General features: G+C 66.6%; 22 protein-coding genes. 21 read left to right on the forward strand and 1 reads right to left on the reverse strand.

What is annotated here, in order from left to right; genetic code table 11:
• The 4 genes from AWB94_RS34480 to AWB94_RS03355 all read left to right on the forward strand — a co-directional run bounded on the left by AWB94_RS34480 (window position 1) and on the right by AWB94_RS03355 (window position 1645).
• Entirely contained in the window at window positions 1-225 is a 225-nt protein-coding gene (locus AWB94_RS34480) for a hypothetical protein (RefSeq protein ID WP_133058203.1), read from the forward strand.
• A gap of 64 nt (window positions 226-289) precedes the next feature.
• Window positions 290-643: a hypothetical protein gene (locus AWB94_RS34950; RefSeq protein ID WP_165605406.1), complete on the forward strand. Its 354-nt coding sequence runs from the start codon at window positions 290-292 to the stop codon at window positions 641-643.
• Window positions 640-1080, forward strand: a complete 441-nt coding sequence (locus AWB94_RS34955; RefSeq protein ID WP_165605407.1) for a hypothetical protein — start codon at window positions 640-642, stop codon at window positions 1078-1080. Before AWB94_RS34950 ends, AWB94_RS34955 begins: the two co-directional genes overlap by 4 nt.
• A complete protein-coding gene (locus AWB94_RS03355; RefSeq protein ID WP_133058204.1) occupies window positions 1073-1645 on the forward strand; it encodes a Clp protease N-terminal domain-containing protein in 573 nt (190 codons plus the stop codon). The genes AWB94_RS34955 and AWB94_RS03355 overlap by 8 nt, the downstream gene beginning before the upstream one ends.
• A 40-nt stretch (window positions 1646-1685) precedes the next feature.
• Here the strand turns inward: AWB94_RS03355 and AWB94_RS34960 are convergent, their stop codons facing one another.
• Window positions 1686-1853 carry a hypothetical protein gene (locus tag AWB94_RS34960; protein WP_165766683.1) on the reverse strand — a complete coding sequence of 56 codons (168 nt, stop codon included), beginning with the start codon at window positions 1851-1853 and terminating at the stop codon, window positions 1686-1688.
• Here AWB94_RS34960 and AWB94_RS03360 point away from each other — a divergent pair.
• From AWB94_RS03360 to AWB94_RS03440, 17 genes are all read left to right on the forward strand, one after another.
• Window positions 1834-2385: a hypothetical protein gene (locus tag AWB94_RS03360; RefSeq protein WP_085122260.1), complete on the forward strand. Its 552-nt coding sequence runs from the start codon at window positions 1834-1836 to the stop codon at window positions 2383-2385. The two genes, AWB94_RS34960 and AWB94_RS03360, sit on opposite strands and share 20 nt — an antisense overlap.
• Window positions 2382-2798 (forward strand): hypothetical protein, encoded by a 417-nt coding sequence (locus tag AWB94_RS03365; protein WP_062659684.1) that lies wholly within the window; start codon window positions 2382-2384, stop codon window positions 2796-2798. The genes AWB94_RS03360 and AWB94_RS03365 overlap by 4 nt, the downstream gene beginning before the upstream one ends.
• A 480-nt stretch (window positions 2799-3278) precedes the next feature.
• Window positions 3279-3584: a hypothetical protein gene (locus AWB94_RS03370; RefSeq protein WP_085122261.1), complete on the forward strand. Its 306-nt coding sequence runs from the start codon at window positions 3279-3281 to the stop codon at window positions 3582-3584.
• The gene (locus AWB94_RS03375; protein ID WP_085122263.1) at window positions 3581-4006 is read left to right on the forward strand and encodes a hypothetical protein; all 426 of its coding nucleotides are present in this window, start codon (window positions 3581-3583) and stop codon (window positions 4004-4006) included. Before AWB94_RS03370 ends, AWB94_RS03375 begins: the two co-directional genes overlap by 4 nt.
• On the forward strand, window positions 4006-5262 hold the full coding sequence (locus AWB94_RS03380; protein ID WP_085122265.1) for a hypothetical protein: 1257 nt from the start codon (window positions 4006-4008) through the stop codon (window positions 5260-5262). Before AWB94_RS03375 ends, AWB94_RS03380 begins: the two co-directional genes overlap by 1 nt.
• The gene (locus AWB94_RS03385) at window positions 5259-5804 is read left to right on the forward strand and encodes a hypothetical protein (RefSeq protein WP_085122267.1); all 546 of its coding nucleotides are present in this window, start codon (window positions 5259-5261) and stop codon (window positions 5802-5804) included. The genes AWB94_RS03380 and AWB94_RS03385 overlap by 4 nt, the downstream gene beginning before the upstream one ends.
• Entirely contained in the window at window positions 5801-6118 is a 318-nt protein-coding gene (locus AWB94_RS03390; protein ID WP_062659558.1) for a hypothetical protein, read from the forward strand. The genes AWB94_RS03385 and AWB94_RS03390 overlap by 4 nt, the downstream gene beginning before the upstream one ends.
• A 74-nt stretch (window positions 6119-6192) precedes the next feature.
• Window positions 6193-6507 carry a hypothetical protein gene (locus AWB94_RS03395; RefSeq protein ID WP_131805412.1) on the forward strand — a complete coding sequence of 105 codons (315 nt, stop codon included), beginning with the start codon at window positions 6193-6195 and terminating at the stop codon, window positions 6505-6507.
• Entirely contained in the window at window positions 6507-6704 is a 198-nt protein-coding gene (locus AWB94_RS03400) for a hypothetical protein (protein WP_085122269.1), read from the forward strand. The genes AWB94_RS03395 and AWB94_RS03400 overlap by 1 nt, the downstream gene beginning before the upstream one ends.
• On the forward strand, window positions 6701-7099 hold the full coding sequence (locus tag AWB94_RS03405) for a helix-turn-helix domain-containing protein (RefSeq protein WP_133058205.1): 399 nt from the start codon (window positions 6701-6703) through the stop codon (window positions 7097-7099). Before AWB94_RS03400 ends, AWB94_RS03405 begins: the two co-directional genes overlap by 4 nt.
• Window positions 7100-7112: 13 nt before the next feature.
• Window positions 7113-7250, forward strand: a complete 138-nt coding sequence (locus tag AWB94_RS34965) for a hypothetical protein (protein ID WP_165766684.1) — start codon at window positions 7113-7115, stop codon at window positions 7248-7250.
• Entirely contained in the window at window positions 7247-7903 is a 657-nt protein-coding gene (locus tag AWB94_RS03410) for a hypothetical protein (RefSeq protein WP_085122272.1), read from the forward strand. Before AWB94_RS34965 ends, AWB94_RS03410 begins: the two co-directional genes overlap by 4 nt.
• Entirely contained in the window at window positions 7893-8150 is a 258-nt protein-coding gene (locus AWB94_RS03415; RefSeq protein WP_234811601.1) for a hypothetical protein, read from the forward strand. The genes AWB94_RS03410 and AWB94_RS03415 overlap by 11 nt, the downstream gene beginning before the upstream one ends.
• Before the next feature lie 47 nt (window positions 8151-8197).
• Window positions 8198-8482, forward strand: a complete 285-nt coding sequence (locus tag AWB94_RS03420) for a hypothetical protein (RefSeq protein ID WP_133058206.1) — start codon at window positions 8198-8200, stop codon at window positions 8480-8482.
• Between the two features lie 149 nt (window positions 8483-8631).
• Window positions 8632-9120: a dATP/dGTP pyrophosphohydrolase domain-containing protein gene (locus tag AWB94_RS03425; RefSeq protein WP_085122276.1), complete on the forward strand. Its 489-nt coding sequence runs from the start codon at window positions 8632-8634 to the stop codon at window positions 9118-9120.
• Window positions 9121-10318: 1198 nt separating this feature from the next.
• The gene (locus AWB94_RS34970; RefSeq protein WP_165766685.1) at window positions 10319-10486 is read left to right on the forward strand and encodes a hypothetical protein; all 168 of its coding nucleotides are present in this window, start codon (window positions 10319-10321) and stop codon (window positions 10484-10486) included.
• A 732-nt stretch (window positions 10487-11218) separates the two neighbouring features.
• Window positions 11219-13087, forward strand: a complete 1869-nt coding sequence (locus tag AWB94_RS03440; protein ID WP_308213640.1) for a TROVE domain-containing protein — start codon at window positions 11219-11221, stop codon at window positions 13085-13087.
• The last annotated feature ends 78 nt before the right edge of the window (window positions 13088-13165 follow it).

Here is a 13165-nt window from a genome sequence, read left to right on the forward strand (position 1 = left end):
GTGAGCGCGCAAGCAGCAGCCGAAGCGGCCGGCCCGAAACCACCATCGGGTCGGCCGCCTCATTTGGAGCCCGAAGCGATCGCCGCCTGCACCCGCTGCGGGCCCGACGGATACCGCGACGGCCACATCTGCACCCACCAGGACCACGCCGCCGCGGCACGCCACGGCAAGGTCCGCGCCCTCGAAGAACTCAGGAAAGCCCGGGAGGCCCGCACCGAACAGTGACATCTCCAGGAAACCGTTTCAGCTGAAAGTCACACCACCGAATCACCAAGGAGCACCACCCCCCATGTCAGATACCAAAGTGAGCCGCGCGACTGCGGCGGTTCTGCTGGCCGCTGCCCTCGCGCTCGCCGGATGCGGTGACGAAGACGACGACTCGACGGGTGATGGCGGTTACCTGATGGTGCCGTACATCATCCAGCCGATCGGCAGCCCCGGATCCCCTGGATACGTGCCAGCGCAGACGATTCAGCCGGGCGCACCGAACTACCGGCCCACGTACAAGGGCCGGCCGCCGGGCTGGACGCCGCCGAAAGTTGCCCCGGCCCCGGCCCCGGCCCCGCGCGCAACCGTCCAGGCACCGCGCCCAGCCCCCGCGCCGGCACCCCGGCCCGCGCCGCCCGTGGTGAGGTCCCGATGAGTGACCTTTTCGAGGTCTCGATGCCGAGCGACCTTCTGGGGTTGAAAATTGCAGCAACGATTCTCGGAGTCGCGTTCATAGCCATGACTGTTCAGATGGTGATGGGCAAGTGGCCGTGGGAGATCCTGTTCCCCAAGCCGCCGACTCCGGAACCCTCGCCGATCGAGCAGCGTCTGCCGTACGGAAATGTCGGCATCCGCGCAACTCACGACCGCGTGGCGATCGTCGACTACGACACCAACACCGTGCTCGCATCCACCAGCTGGCGCATCCGACCCGAATCCGTCGTCCAACTCACCCAGACAGGCCGCGTCTACGCCGTGACCGTCGCCGACGACGACAACGAAAACACTCCCAGACGGACAGTCCTCCAATACATCCGCCCGGCACTACCGGGTGAGGAACTCGACGAAATCCAAGAAGGTGACCATGTTTGAACGATTCACCGACCGATCCCGCCGCGTCATCGTCCTGGCGCAAGAGCAGGCCCGGCAGATGAACCACAACCACCTCGGCACCGAGCATCTTCTGATGGGGATGCTGGCTGAGGGCGAAGGCATTGCCGCACAAGCCTTGCTGGCGAATCGCATTCAGCTGAAGCTGATACGCGACAAGGTGCGCGAGATCGTCGGTGTCGGCCTGGTCCCCGCCTTGGGGCATATCCCGTTCACGCCGCGCGGTCGAAACGCGCTGGAGCAGTCCTTGCGTGAATCACTTCGACTGGGCCACAACTTCATCGGCACCGAGCATCTCCTACTCGCGGTGCTGTTCAGTGAGGGCACCGCGGTCCAGATCATCACAGACCTAGGTCTGACACCGGCGGTGATCCGGCAATCAGTCTTCGCCCTCATCGGCGCTAATCGCGAGCCCGAGGGAGCCGGCGACGACCGTGTGTTCCGGTCCCTGACCGCGGACCTCTCCCGGCTGTCCCGCAGCGGGCTGGCCCACGAGGACTGGGCACGGGACCTGCTGCTCAGCTACAACATCACCCCGAAGGCCTGACCATGGGGCGTCGACCACTACCGGCCAGGTCCGCGCAGATTCAGAGAGGCAAACCACCCAAACCGCCGAAGGGCAGCGCCGGTGTCACGGTGCGCCAAGTCCAGAAGTCCGGGCGGGGATCGGTCAGCATCCAATCAGGCGGCGACGTCAACGTGTCCATCAGTGCGTCGAACGGCAGCGTCGCCGCGATGTACATCGAAGCTGTCAACACCCTCACGCTCAACCCGCAGCCCGATCCGGCCCCAGCCCCGAAGGTGCCCAGTGGTCAGCCGCGACGCGGCGCATGGTTGCGGCTGCCGGACAACGCGATCGCACCACGCACCGGGGCCGCAATCATGCTGGTTGTCCACGCGACGCTAAGCGCGCTGCTGACGTACGGCGTCGTGGTCGGCGCAGCAACGTGGCTGACCGCGATCGCGCTGCCTATCAACCTGCTGATGATGTGGTGGCGGTGCTGGCAGCTCCGCGATGCGCGACGGCGGTCCGTGTCCGCGGCGCAGTCCCGTGCCGACGTCGAGGCGTGGCTGGCCGCCGAGAAGCAGTACCACGCGGAAGTCAACAAACCGGAACCGCAGCCGGTGGGCACCTGGCCGGCCCGGGACTTCGCCGCGGTGTGCGCATGCCCGAACTGCACCGAGATCACCGTGCACGCCATCCGTGAACCTGTGCCCACAGATCCGGCCGGCGCCTACGTGATCCGGCGCTGCGCCGTCTGCGGGCAGGAATGGGCTGAGCGATGAGGGTCAGCGCCACCGACATCCGGACCATGCTGGAGTCCGGCTACTCCGTCACCTTGGAACGCAACGGCTGCACGTGGCAGCTCCCCGCGATCCCCAGCCGCCGGACCCGTGAATTCCCGGCGTGGGGCCTGCTCGACGAGGTGTATGCCGGTGACCGCCTGACCATCCGCGAAACCACCCGACCGCTGATGCTGGCCATGATCGCCGTCGTCCCGCACGCGACACCGTCGCCCTGGTACGGCTGGGCGAACACCGTGCTGCTGCAGTACTTCAGCCACCCCGAATGCCCGGCCTGCACCACCGCCGCCGGCCACCCGATCGACATCCCCACCGGCCTCACCGAAACCGACCCCTGGGTGGTGCGCACCTGCATCACCTGCGAAACCTCATGGCGACAGGAGACATTCCAGTGAACCGAGCAGAACGCCGCGCCGGCCAACGCGACGGCACCGTGTGCGAGCACGGCCACCTCAAGAAGACCGACGGCACCGGATCCCCGCTGTGCCCGCACCGCTGCGGATTCAATCCCGGCCTCCCGCCGGTCGGGTCCAAGGTGCGGCTGGCCCGCGACGGCCGCCGCTGGTGGGATGTCCGCTGCGCTGACGACCGATTCGCAAGCCCGGGAACACCGTCATCCGCTCGGATATCGACTGCATCATCGGTGACGTCTACGTCAAGCAACCCGAGCACCGTCTGGCTGCATCGTTCGGGCCGTGGTTCTGCACGGGCTACGAAGTGCCGGCGCCGAGCGACCAGGTGCCGTTGCCCGCCCGGGTGATCGACACGCCTTGGTCACCGTTCGGGCCTGACGGGCTGAAGCCCGACGCCGAACTCCACGCGCACGGCTACTACCGCGCGGGCGCACTCGAATCCGACTCAGACAGGAGAAGCCAGTGAGACTTCCGAATTGGGCCCGCCCGGGCCGTGTCCCGGCCGAGTGGCGCACGATCGACGAACTGCGCAAGCGCGCCACGGCCGAGCTGCTGACAAACCCGACGATCACGGTCTGCGTGATCGACGACGACGGCGTCGAGCACCACCGCCCGGCCAACCCGCTCCTGCGCCTCGAGGATGCCATGCAGGGGATAGTCGACGCCTTCGGCCGGCTCGGCCTGGCCGCCCAGGACATGGTCGAGCGGATCCGCGACTTCGTGCTGCCGCTCGGCGAAATCGACACGTCGTCCGAGGCAGCTCAGTGAGCCTGTACACCGACATCCGGATCAACGGCGACGTCATCGGCAAGGTCCAGATCACCCGGACGCACGACGACAACGGCACCGACGTGGACAGCGTGAACAACTACCGGTGGCGCTACACCAGGGAATCCGAGCACAGCGACAACGACGCCACCGGCGAGATCGAGCACCGATACGGCGAAGGCGCGATCGCGCTTGTGGCGAAGGTCCTCACGCACATCGGCAACCTGCACGCACTCGGCGCCGCGGTAGTGGCCGAGGCGCAGGCGAAGCTGCTGCGCTGTGAGCGTTGCGGGCACCGCCACAAAACGCCTGGCGGCTCGTACCTGAGCTGCCCAGACTGCAGGAACGGTGACATCGACGACGGTGGTGGCTGCTGGATAACGGCCGCCGCGGTGTACCACCTCGGGGATACGCACGCCTGATGAGCGAAACCACCGACCTCACCGAAACCGTCACGCCGGAACGGGATCCGCACCGCTGCGCCTGGTGGCCCGGCTGCTCGAACCCCGACCTCCGCGACAAGGACAACCCGCAGCCGGCCGTCATCGCCGACGGCTTCATCTGTGACGGCTGCTACTGGCGGCTCCACAAGACGGTGCAGTGGCTGGCCAAGGACTGGCTCCGGCTGCGCGCAGCGATCGGCGACCGCAGCACCACGTCCGGGCAGCGGGTGCACCAGTCCCGCACCCCGGACATCCCGCTGAACGTGGCCACCGAGGCGCTGATGCGCCGCATCGTCGAAGCGGTCGACCGGGCCGCATCCACTGTCGAAAGCATCCTCGGCATGACCGGCGCGAACCGGTCACGCTCCGACTCACCCCCCGACGGCCGCACCGGCCGCGGCTACCTCGCCGCGAACGGGAGACGCCACACCACACCCGGCGACTACCCGCTCCTCGAAACGTCAACGCAGCTGCTGCTCGGCACCCTCGACGTCCTCGTCGAAGCACCACCGGACGAACACCTGGTGTGGCTGCCGCTACCCGACCAGATGCCCGACCGCGTCGACCCACGCGAAACCGCGCCCCACCCCGACGGCGCCCAACCCCGCGCCCACGTCGCACTGTCCGGCCTCGACCTCGCCCGCGAACTCGTCACCCTCGGCCACCACGTCGGCATGCAGCTCGGCCTGTCCTACCTACGCACCCCCTCCGACGTCCCATGCCACCGCTGCGGCGCCGAAACACTCGGCCGCGACAACGGCTGCTGGGACATCGACTGCACCACCTGCGGCGCCCGCTACACCGAGGGCGAGCACGGCCTACTGATCCGGCTGCTCGCCGACGAGATCCAATCCAAGGAGGAGGACCACTTGCTGAAATTCCTACTGGCAGAGGCCTATCAGCGTCTCGACATGCTCAGGAAACGCGCGGCCATCCTCGACGACCTCACCGACGACGCCATCGCCAAAGTCATCGCCGACGGGCCCGACCAGACGCTTGAACTGGTGAAAATCCTGCGCGACGCGACCGCCCAGTGCGCCGGCGTCCTCGACGCCTTCCCCGACGGCCAACCACACCCGACCCCGGCCGAACGGCAGATCGGCGTCCGCGAGCACGAACGGAAAACCGCCGCGCAGCAGAAGAAACTGCAGGCCGCCGCGATCGAACGCGACCAGGCCGCCGCCGAGCAGCGAAACAAGACACACCGCAAGCGGGAACGGAGCACGAAGCGATGAACAACGTCATCACCATCAGCGGGGACCGCCAGGCCGGGAAGACGCACGCCGCGTTGTCGGTTGTGGCCGGCGACGCGATGCGCGGCCAGAGGGCCGTCTACGTCGGCCAGGGATGGCACTACATCGACCATGCCCATTCGCTGCTGCTGGACGGGTTCCTGCCCGCCGGCGCGGTCGAACGGGTCCGCCATTCCCGCGCCGACCAGCGAATCGAATTGGTCGGCGGCGGCGTGATCCGCTACCTGATCCGAGCCCAGTTCGATCACCCCAGCCGAACACGCCACGAGACGATCCGATCCGGTGTCGACAGCATCGTCTTCGACGATGTGCTGCTGCCGCCACGATTCGCCGAAGACCACCCCGACACTCGCATCTACGTCACCGAAACCGTCGGCGCTGCAGCCACCGCAGAGGAGCGCACCGCCGCGCTGATCCGCGCTGCCCGGGTGTTCGTGCACGGCGAAGAGGACTGCCCCATGCAGGGCACGCGCCAGCCCTGCATCGCCGCTGACTGCCCGGTCCACCGCCCCGGTGCACGATGACCGTTCCTGTCCTGAACGCAGACGGCGAGCCGCTCGTCCCGGAACGTGACCTGTGCTGGCAGCAGGCACCGTGCGGCTGCCGCTGCATCCGACGCAAGGGCCACCCACCCGAGGACGCCGCCGCCCCGTGCTTCCACAGCATGCCGATGCCGTGCGGGCCGACACCACCACCTCCCGACGGACCCCTGGGATACCGCGCCGAAACCGTCACCTGCACCTGCGGGGAGCCGTTCACGATCTACCACCGCGGCGGCGGCTGGCGCATCACCGCGGTGTGCCGATGCGGCCAGGTCCACGAACGGACCTACTTCTGATGTGGTGGTTCCACCGCCGGCCGCCGGCCACCGCGTGGTGCGAGGGCTGCAGCCAGTCCCGGCCAGCATGCTGCATGAACTGGAACACCCTTGGCCTGTACCGGTGCCGCCAGTGCAACCCGGACCCCGGCCCGCCGCACGACAGCCAGTCGCCGCAGCAGCGGGCCTGCAGCCTCCGCTACGCCGCCGCGCGCCGCAGCCTCCGGCACCGCTGCACAGAGTGCGGACGCAAGTACCGCGACCACTACGTCATGTCAGGGCCGTGGCGGCTACCGCCGGAAGACCAAGCACTGTACGAAATCCTGAAAGACGTGTCCCTGTGCCCAGATTGCGTGGGAGACGACCCATTCGACCACGGCTGGATGGGCATGACCCTGGGGTACGCCTGATGGCCGCCATCTTCACCGCACGCTACGACGGCCGCTGCGGCATCTGCCCGAAACCAATCCGTGCAGGCGACACCGTCACCTACGTCGACGACGAGCTGGTGCACAACGCATGCGCCACCGACGACGACCCAACGCAAGGAGACCTCACGAAGGTGTGCAATACCTGCAACACGATCCACGCAGGAGAATGCTGGTGACCACCGACGCCGGGTTCCAACCCCCACCCAACTGGACCCAGCAGGACATCGACCGCTTCGTCGGCCTCTCGTACCGCACCCTGCTGGTCCGAGCCGCCGCCGGTGAAATCACCGACATCGCAACCGCCCTGGCCGACCTGGACCGCCTGTACATGAACGGCTCGATCACCTGGCCGATGCCGACGCTGGCGATACGCAGCGACGACGAATGGCTGACCGCCGAAGAGATCGGACGCGAGTGCGGCGTACCGCCCGAGACAGTCCGGGTGTGGGCGCAGCGCGGCAAATTCACCCGCGTCCGGAAACCGGGCCAACTCACCCGCTACCGGTGGGGCGACGTGAAGGCCTACCGCGCCCGCATCCGGCAGCTACTCGCCGACCGCAACAACACCTGAGGGGAGAAACCCAATGTCCACGATCACCGCGTACGACGCGTCCTGGAACGTGCTGTCCGTCAACGGCTGGCGGCCGACCATCGCGCCGCTGGAGTTCCTGCGGTACCCCATCCGTGCACAGGCGGCCGACCCGCGCGGCGGTGCGCGATGAAAGGCGACCGCGACATCGTCGACGAGATCGACGCCCTGGTCGACGAGCAGCTCGCCCGATACGACCAGCGCAGCGGCTACGACCACAACGTCAACCAGGACAGGTGCCCGAACTGCGGCCGGCACTGGCACGGCCTCCCACTCACGGCGGTGGTCGCTTTCATGTACGCCACCGGACGGTATTTCCCGGAGTACTCGGCCGCCGACGATCACTCACCGATCGTGTGCCCCGGCTCCACGGCCGCCACCACCACCGATGTCACCGCGATCACGCCGAATACCTTCCAATTCCGGGCCCTCGCTCCCGCGGAAAGCGATGCTTCCTTCCTCGATCGGCGTTGGCCCGAGCGACGAATGTATACCGCCGATTACGGTCGGATCCACCTCGACGTCCAGGTTGTCCCGATCGGTCTCGGTCTCGGCGTGTGGAACCCAAGACCGGCACCTGGCCAGTTCCACATCCCGCTCGTCACCCGCCAGCGACCAAAACGATGTTGGCAGACAAGGCGATTCCAGATCGCGTGGATAGCCGGCTGGTTGCCCTACTGGTCCACGATCTGGATGCAACCCACCTGGTTGCTGTTCATCACAGCACCGACCGCTGCCCTGGTCGGCTACCTCGTGTACCGGGCGATCCGGAACCGTGGCGCCTGAGGCCCCGGCCGCGCTGGTGCGCTGCGCTTTCGCACTGTTCCGCGAAGGCAAGGTCGAGCAGCGCGCCCGCCGGCTGGCCGTCTGCTCATACATCACCTGGCGGCGCATCGACTCCACCGACGACCTCACCACCCGGGACCTGAAAGCGATCATTCAAACGCTGGAGTACTGGAAGGCCTGCGGGGCACTCGAATACCGGTGCGGACGAATCGCCGCCAGCATGACAACCCCAGGCCCCTCGGCATGACGAACTCACCAACCCCGGCCGCCCGGCTATCGCGGGTCATGTCGGACATGACGACCACCGTGAACCAGCTGCTGGGCATGCACCCCGAGGTACGACTGCGGTACTGCACGCAGCCGCGCCGGTGGGAATGCGAGAAAGCCGCGCCCGAGGTGTGGTTCGGCGAACCGATGCTGACATCCGCCCTCAACGGCCCGGTGTGGAATCGCCACGGCGACATCATCAAGCTCGCCGTGAGCAACGGGACATGGCTCTGGAAACTGACCGGGAAAACGACCGACAGCGCCAATATCTACGGACCATTTCGCATCTTCCAGGCCGTCTGGCCGGACTGAAAGACAGGGAGCAAACGGACATGGCACTGGCTGATATCAGTGGCTCGTTGCAACGCCGACTCGTGGGTGCCTGGCAGTCCGCTACCTGACCTGAATCATCAACGCACCGCAACGTTATCGGCGAACCAACCAACAGAGGAGCAAACAACATGACCGACCGCACCGACGACGCACTGAAGCTGGCGCGCATCCGCGAGGTTCTGCGCGATCCCGACCTCTACGACTCGTACAACAGCATCACCACGCGATGCCTTGTGCGCGACATCAAGCAGGCGATGGGGTTGGAACTCAACGGCACCACAATCCCCGAGCCCGACCCGCCCGCCGCCGCCATCGATGCCGACCACTTGGACCGCCAGCGGGCATGGAGTGAGAACACGTTCGGCCCGTACCCCCGCCTGGCCGGCGTTGTCGACCACATCCGTAAGGAACTGATCGAGGTAGTCGACTCGGACAACGACCTGTCGGAATGGGTGGATGTGATCATGCTGGCATTCGACGGAGCGTGCGGCACGGGTGCGTCATCGCAGGAGATCATCGACGCAATCGCAGCGAAGCTGGAGGTCAACGAGGCCCGGACGTGGCCGGATTGGCGCACCGCAGACCGTACGAAGGCCATCGAACATGTACGTACGTAACTGGTGGAGAGCGCTGACCAGGCCGCGCTGCCTTCGATGCCTACACCGCTTGGACCAGCACGACCGACAGGGCTGCACCAAATGCCTGTGCGGCATTTGATCCGGGCAAACCTCGGCATCCCGTTCCAGCTTGACATAAGACGTGAATCGTGAACCACCGCTCGGTTATCGGCACTCGGCAACAGGAGGGACAGCTACGAATTGTTGGAAGACGTTCCCCGGGGCGTCACGCGGGTTGAGCGGGCGGACGAACGCGACGCTCGGACAGGATGGCCGATGGCGTCACCTAGACGGCCAGATCGTTGCCCTGGACGCACGCGGCCCCTGGCTTCCAGTGCAGCGTGAATCGCAGACCACCGCAACCGATCCCGGCGCCGGCACCGGCACACCATTGGCTGAGGGATTGGGGGCGAGAGAGTGAAACGTCAACGTCATCGAGCCCACGGTGCGGAACGACACGGAGGTGCCGAGGTGAGACGTGATCTGATTGAACGTGGCAGGCATGAGGTCGCCGAGGACCGTAGGATCGCGGCCCTAGCCCGTCAGCAACGCACGAAAGACACACTCCTGCAACGGGCGCAGGTAACAGAAGACCTGATCGCAGAGGTTGAGCGGTTACGTGTTCTAGTCATGGACAAAGGCTTGGGGTTCGACTGCCACCCGTGCCGGCTCCCATCTGAACCCGAGTTCAAAATGCCGAGTGTCTGGTCTGCTGAGTTGGGGCTGCCTGATGTCGGGCCACTTTGGAAGGACTACCCCATCACGAAGGCTGAGTTCCTGGCTCGGCAGGGCAAGTGGGACGAGCGCGGTCGCAGGCTTACGTAAGGGTCGGATATCACGCAGTGGAAAGGAAACTGGACATGCGCATTCCAGGTGGGGTCGGTCTCGGGATCTGCTCGGCGTGCCGGGCGCCGGGTGCGTTCTGGTATGAGCCGACCGTGCGGGGCTGTTCCGGGGTGTGGATGTGCGACTCGTGCCAGTGGCCAGGCGTGGCCGCGGCGCGGGTTCGGGCGGACGTCCGGCGTCAACGAACGCTGGCTATCGAGTTGCCGAGGATGGCTCACGGTGATGCGGACCGGATGGCGGACCTGTGCGAGCACGTCGGCCGGCCGCTGGTGCCGTGGCAGCGGGACCTGCTCCGACAGATGGAGTCGGCGTCGATCGCTGAACAGTTCAACGGGATCGTTAGGAGGGCCATGTGAGTACTGAAGCGGACGAGGCGATGAAGGCGTTTCGTGTAGCGGTCATGAGGCAGGCGGTCCGGTATGTCGACGCGTGGAATATTGGCGATGGCCCTGCGACGTTCGCGCTGGCTGTCGCGAATGAACTGACCCGGGGTGGCTGGACGATCGCCAGGATCTCTTAGGCGCGCCGGTATCGAACAGTTGGGCGACAGGATTGGTGGCTGAAATATGTTGGCGCGGTGTGCTGTATCGCATTACAGTGGGTCGCACGTCAGGAGATGTGAGCCGGACGTTGATCGGTTACCACTTTTAATGGATAGGTCGCGGGTTCGAGTCCCGCCCACCGCCTCGCGGTGGTAGCTCAGCTGGTAGAGCGATAACCCCGGTCGACAGACACACGCCCACATCACCTACAGCACAACAGAATTGAACCGGTGTGAGCCGGAAGCGGTCCGTTAACCTGCAATGTTAAACCGGGTCGCAACTAACACGCCCACACCCATTGAGCCACAACATAATTCCATACGACGATGCGAGCCGGACGAGACTCGGTTCCCCAGCTGATCGCGGGTTCAAATCCCGTCCCACCCCTTTGTTGGGGTGGGTGGCAGAGCGGCCTATTGCACACCCTCGTGGTGATCAGTCCCCCAGTCCGGATCTCACTCACCACGCCCGCATTGTCACCCTCAACGTCGAGCACGGTGTGAGCCGGAATTGATCGGTTAACTTGGATGAGCGGGTTCAAATCCCGCCACTTGCAACCTCCAGGCGCGAGTGAACGCCGGTCGGTACAACACGCCCACACTGCCCTCGAAAGACTCTGGTGCGAGCCGGATTTCGGTCGGTTCTCATTCGGGATGAAACTCCCGGTCGAAGCAAACACGCCCGCACCACCCAACCAAGGAGACCCCGGCGTGGACATTCTGCAGACCATCGACAAGCGGCACACCGCGCAGCGCGAACAGGCCGACCCGCGGCAGGTGAAGAACGCCTCCGGCGGCTACGTGTTCCCCGTCGACGACTGGGCCCGCGTCCACCGCTTCCTCACCCTCGGCACTGACGGCGGCACCTACTACACGTCGGCCGGTGAGCTGACCAAGGACAACGCCGAGGTCGTCCTGCGCGCCGCCGCCACCGACCCCGTCGAGCTGGTCCGCCGCATCCTCGAAGTGTCCACGGCCGGCCGTGCGCCCAAGCAGAACCCGGCACTGTTCGCCCTGGCGATCGCCGCCGCGGCCGACGACGTCGAAGGCCGCCGCCGCGCAGTGGCCGCCCTGCCCCACGTCGCACGAACCGGCACCCACCTGTTCCTGTTCGCCCGCTACGTCGAGCAGTTCCGCGGCTGGGGCCCCGCGCTCAAGCGTGGCGTGGCGGACTGGTACCTCGACCGGTCGGTCGATGCGCTGGCCTACCAGGTCCTCAAGTACCGCCAGCGCGAAGGCTGGACCCACCGCGACATGCTCCGACTGTCCCACCCGGTCACCTCGGATCCCGGCCGCCGAGCCCTGTTCGACTTCGTCACCCGCGGCTCGCTCGGCCCCGTCCCCGAGGTGGTCGACGCTGCTGTCAACCCGGCACGCGTGCCGGCGATCGTTGAGGACTTCACCGAGGCGCAAAACGCGACGTTGCCGAGCGAGTGGGTGGACATCATCGGCCGCGGTAACGGTGTGACCTGGGAGATGCTGCCCGACGCCGCACTCGGCCACGCTGCGGTATGGGAGGCGCTGCTGCATCACGGCATCCCGCAGACCGCGCTCATGCGGCAGCTTCCCCGCCTGACACGCCTGGGCCTAGCCACCGGTGAGACCGGCGCCCTGATCGCCGACCAGCTGGCCGATCCGGACCGCCTCAAGAAGGGCCGCGTCCACCCCATCAACGTGCTGGTGGCGCTGCGCACCTACGTGACCGGCCAGTCGGCCCGCGGTGACGGCACCTGGACCCCGGCCCCGAAGATCAGCGACGCGCTCGACGCCGCGTTCTACGCCTCGTACGGGGCGATCGAACCGGCCAACAAGCCCACTCTGATCGCCCTCGACGTCTCCGCGTCCATGGCGACGGCGTCGATCTCCGGCATGCCGCTGAACGCCCGAGAGGCCGCCGCCGCCATCGCGATGGCCACCGCAGCGTCGGAACCCGACCACACGATCGTCGGATTCACCGGCGTGCACGGCTTACAGGACAACGGGTTCTTCCGGCAACAGGTGATCCGCGAGAACACCATCACCGAGCTGGACATCAGCCCACGCCGCCGACTCGACGACGTGTGCCGCTACGTCGGCGAGCAGTCGATGGGCCGGACGGACTGCGCGCTGCCGTTCACCTGGGCCATGAAGAACAACCGGGTGTTCGACACCGTGGTCATCCTGACCGACAACGAGTCGTGGGCCGGACCTATCCACGTGCACCAGGCGCTGCGCCAGTACCGGGAACGCGTCAACCCACACACCCGCCTCGTGGTGTGCGCGATGACCGCCACCGGGTACTCGGTGGCCGACCCTGGACGTCGTCGGCTTCGATTCCGCGGTGCCGAACCTGATTTCGTCGTTCTCCCGCGGCGACCTCTGACCGTGGGGTGCTGCGATCACGACGAGCACGACTACTGCTGCCGGTGCCCGGACACCTTCGATGAAAAGGTCATTTCGATCATCGAGGACGTACTGACGGGCGAGTACGACGGCGACGCGCTCGACCGCGGCACCCCGCTGCCGAACATGGACGACGAAGCCGCCAGGGCAGCTGCGCTGGCGCTCGTCGCGGTGTTCAAGCACGAGGACGTCATCTGATGGACGCCCGAGCGCAGCAGGCCCGGGAGCATCACCGCAAGTCCGGTGATGCTTCCCGGGTCGCTGCGCGGCACCGCA

Source organism: Mycolicibacterium canariasense, from assembly GCF_002101555.1.
GTDB classification, from domain to species: Bacteria; Actinomycetota; Actinomycetes; order Mycobacteriales; family Mycobacteriaceae; genus Mycobacterium; species Mycobacterium canariasense.

Excerpts from the sequence above, each read along its gene's own strand:
- AWB94_RS34950 (WP_165605406.1), top strand. The coding sequence starts at position 290 with ATGTCAGATACCAAAGTGAGCCGCGCGACTGCGGCGGTTCTGCTGGCC.
- AWB94_RS34955 (WP_165605407.1), top strand. The coding sequence starts at position 640 with ATGAGTGACCTTTTCGAGGTCTCGATGCCGAGCGACCTTCTGGGGTTG.
- AWB94_RS03355 (WP_133058204.1), top strand. The coding sequence starts at position 1,073 with ATGTTTGAACGATTCACCGACCGATCCCGCCGCGTCATCGTCCTGGCG.
- AWB94_RS03360 (WP_085122260.1), top strand. The coding sequence starts at position 1,834 with ATGTACATCGAAGCTGTCAACACCCTCACGCTCAACCCGCAGCCCGAT.
- AWB94_RS03365 (WP_062659684.1), top strand. The coding sequence starts at position 2,382 with ATGAGGGTCAGCGCCACCGACATCCGGACCATGCTGGAGTCCGGCTAC.
- AWB94_RS03380 (WP_085122265.1), top strand. The coding sequence starts at position 4,006 with ATGAGCGAAACCACCGACCTCACCGAAACCGTCACGCCGGAACGGGAT.
- AWB94_RS03385 (WP_085122267.1), top strand. The coding sequence starts at position 5,259 with ATGAACAACGTCATCACCATCAGCGGGGACCGCCAGGCCGGGAAGACG.
- AWB94_RS03390 (WP_062659558.1), top strand. The coding sequence starts at position 5,801 with ATGACCGTTCCTGTCCTGAACGCAGACGGCGAGCCGCTCGTCCCGGAA.
- AWB94_RS03395 (WP_131805412.1), top strand. The coding sequence starts at position 6,193 with ATGAACTGGAACACCCTTGGCCTGTACCGGTGCCGCCAGTGCAACCCG.
- AWB94_RS03400 (WP_085122269.1), top strand. The coding sequence starts at position 6,507 with ATGGCCGCCATCTTCACCGCACGCTACGACGGCCGCTGCGGCATCTGC.
- AWB94_RS34965 (WP_165766684.1), top strand. The coding sequence starts at position 7,113 with ATGTCCACGATCACCGCGTACGACGCGTCCTGGAACGTGCTGTCCGTC.
- AWB94_RS03410 (WP_085122272.1), top strand. The coding sequence starts at position 7,247 with ATGAAAGGCGACCGCGACATCGTCGACGAGATCGACGCCCTGGTCGAC.
- AWB94_RS03420 (WP_133058206.1), top strand. The coding sequence starts at position 8,198 with ATGACGACCACCGTGAACCAGCTGCTGGGCATGCACCCCGAGGTACGA.
- AWB94_RS03425 (WP_085122276.1), top strand. The coding sequence starts at position 8,632 with ATGACCGACCGCACCGACGACGCACTGAAGCTGGCGCGCATCCGCGAG.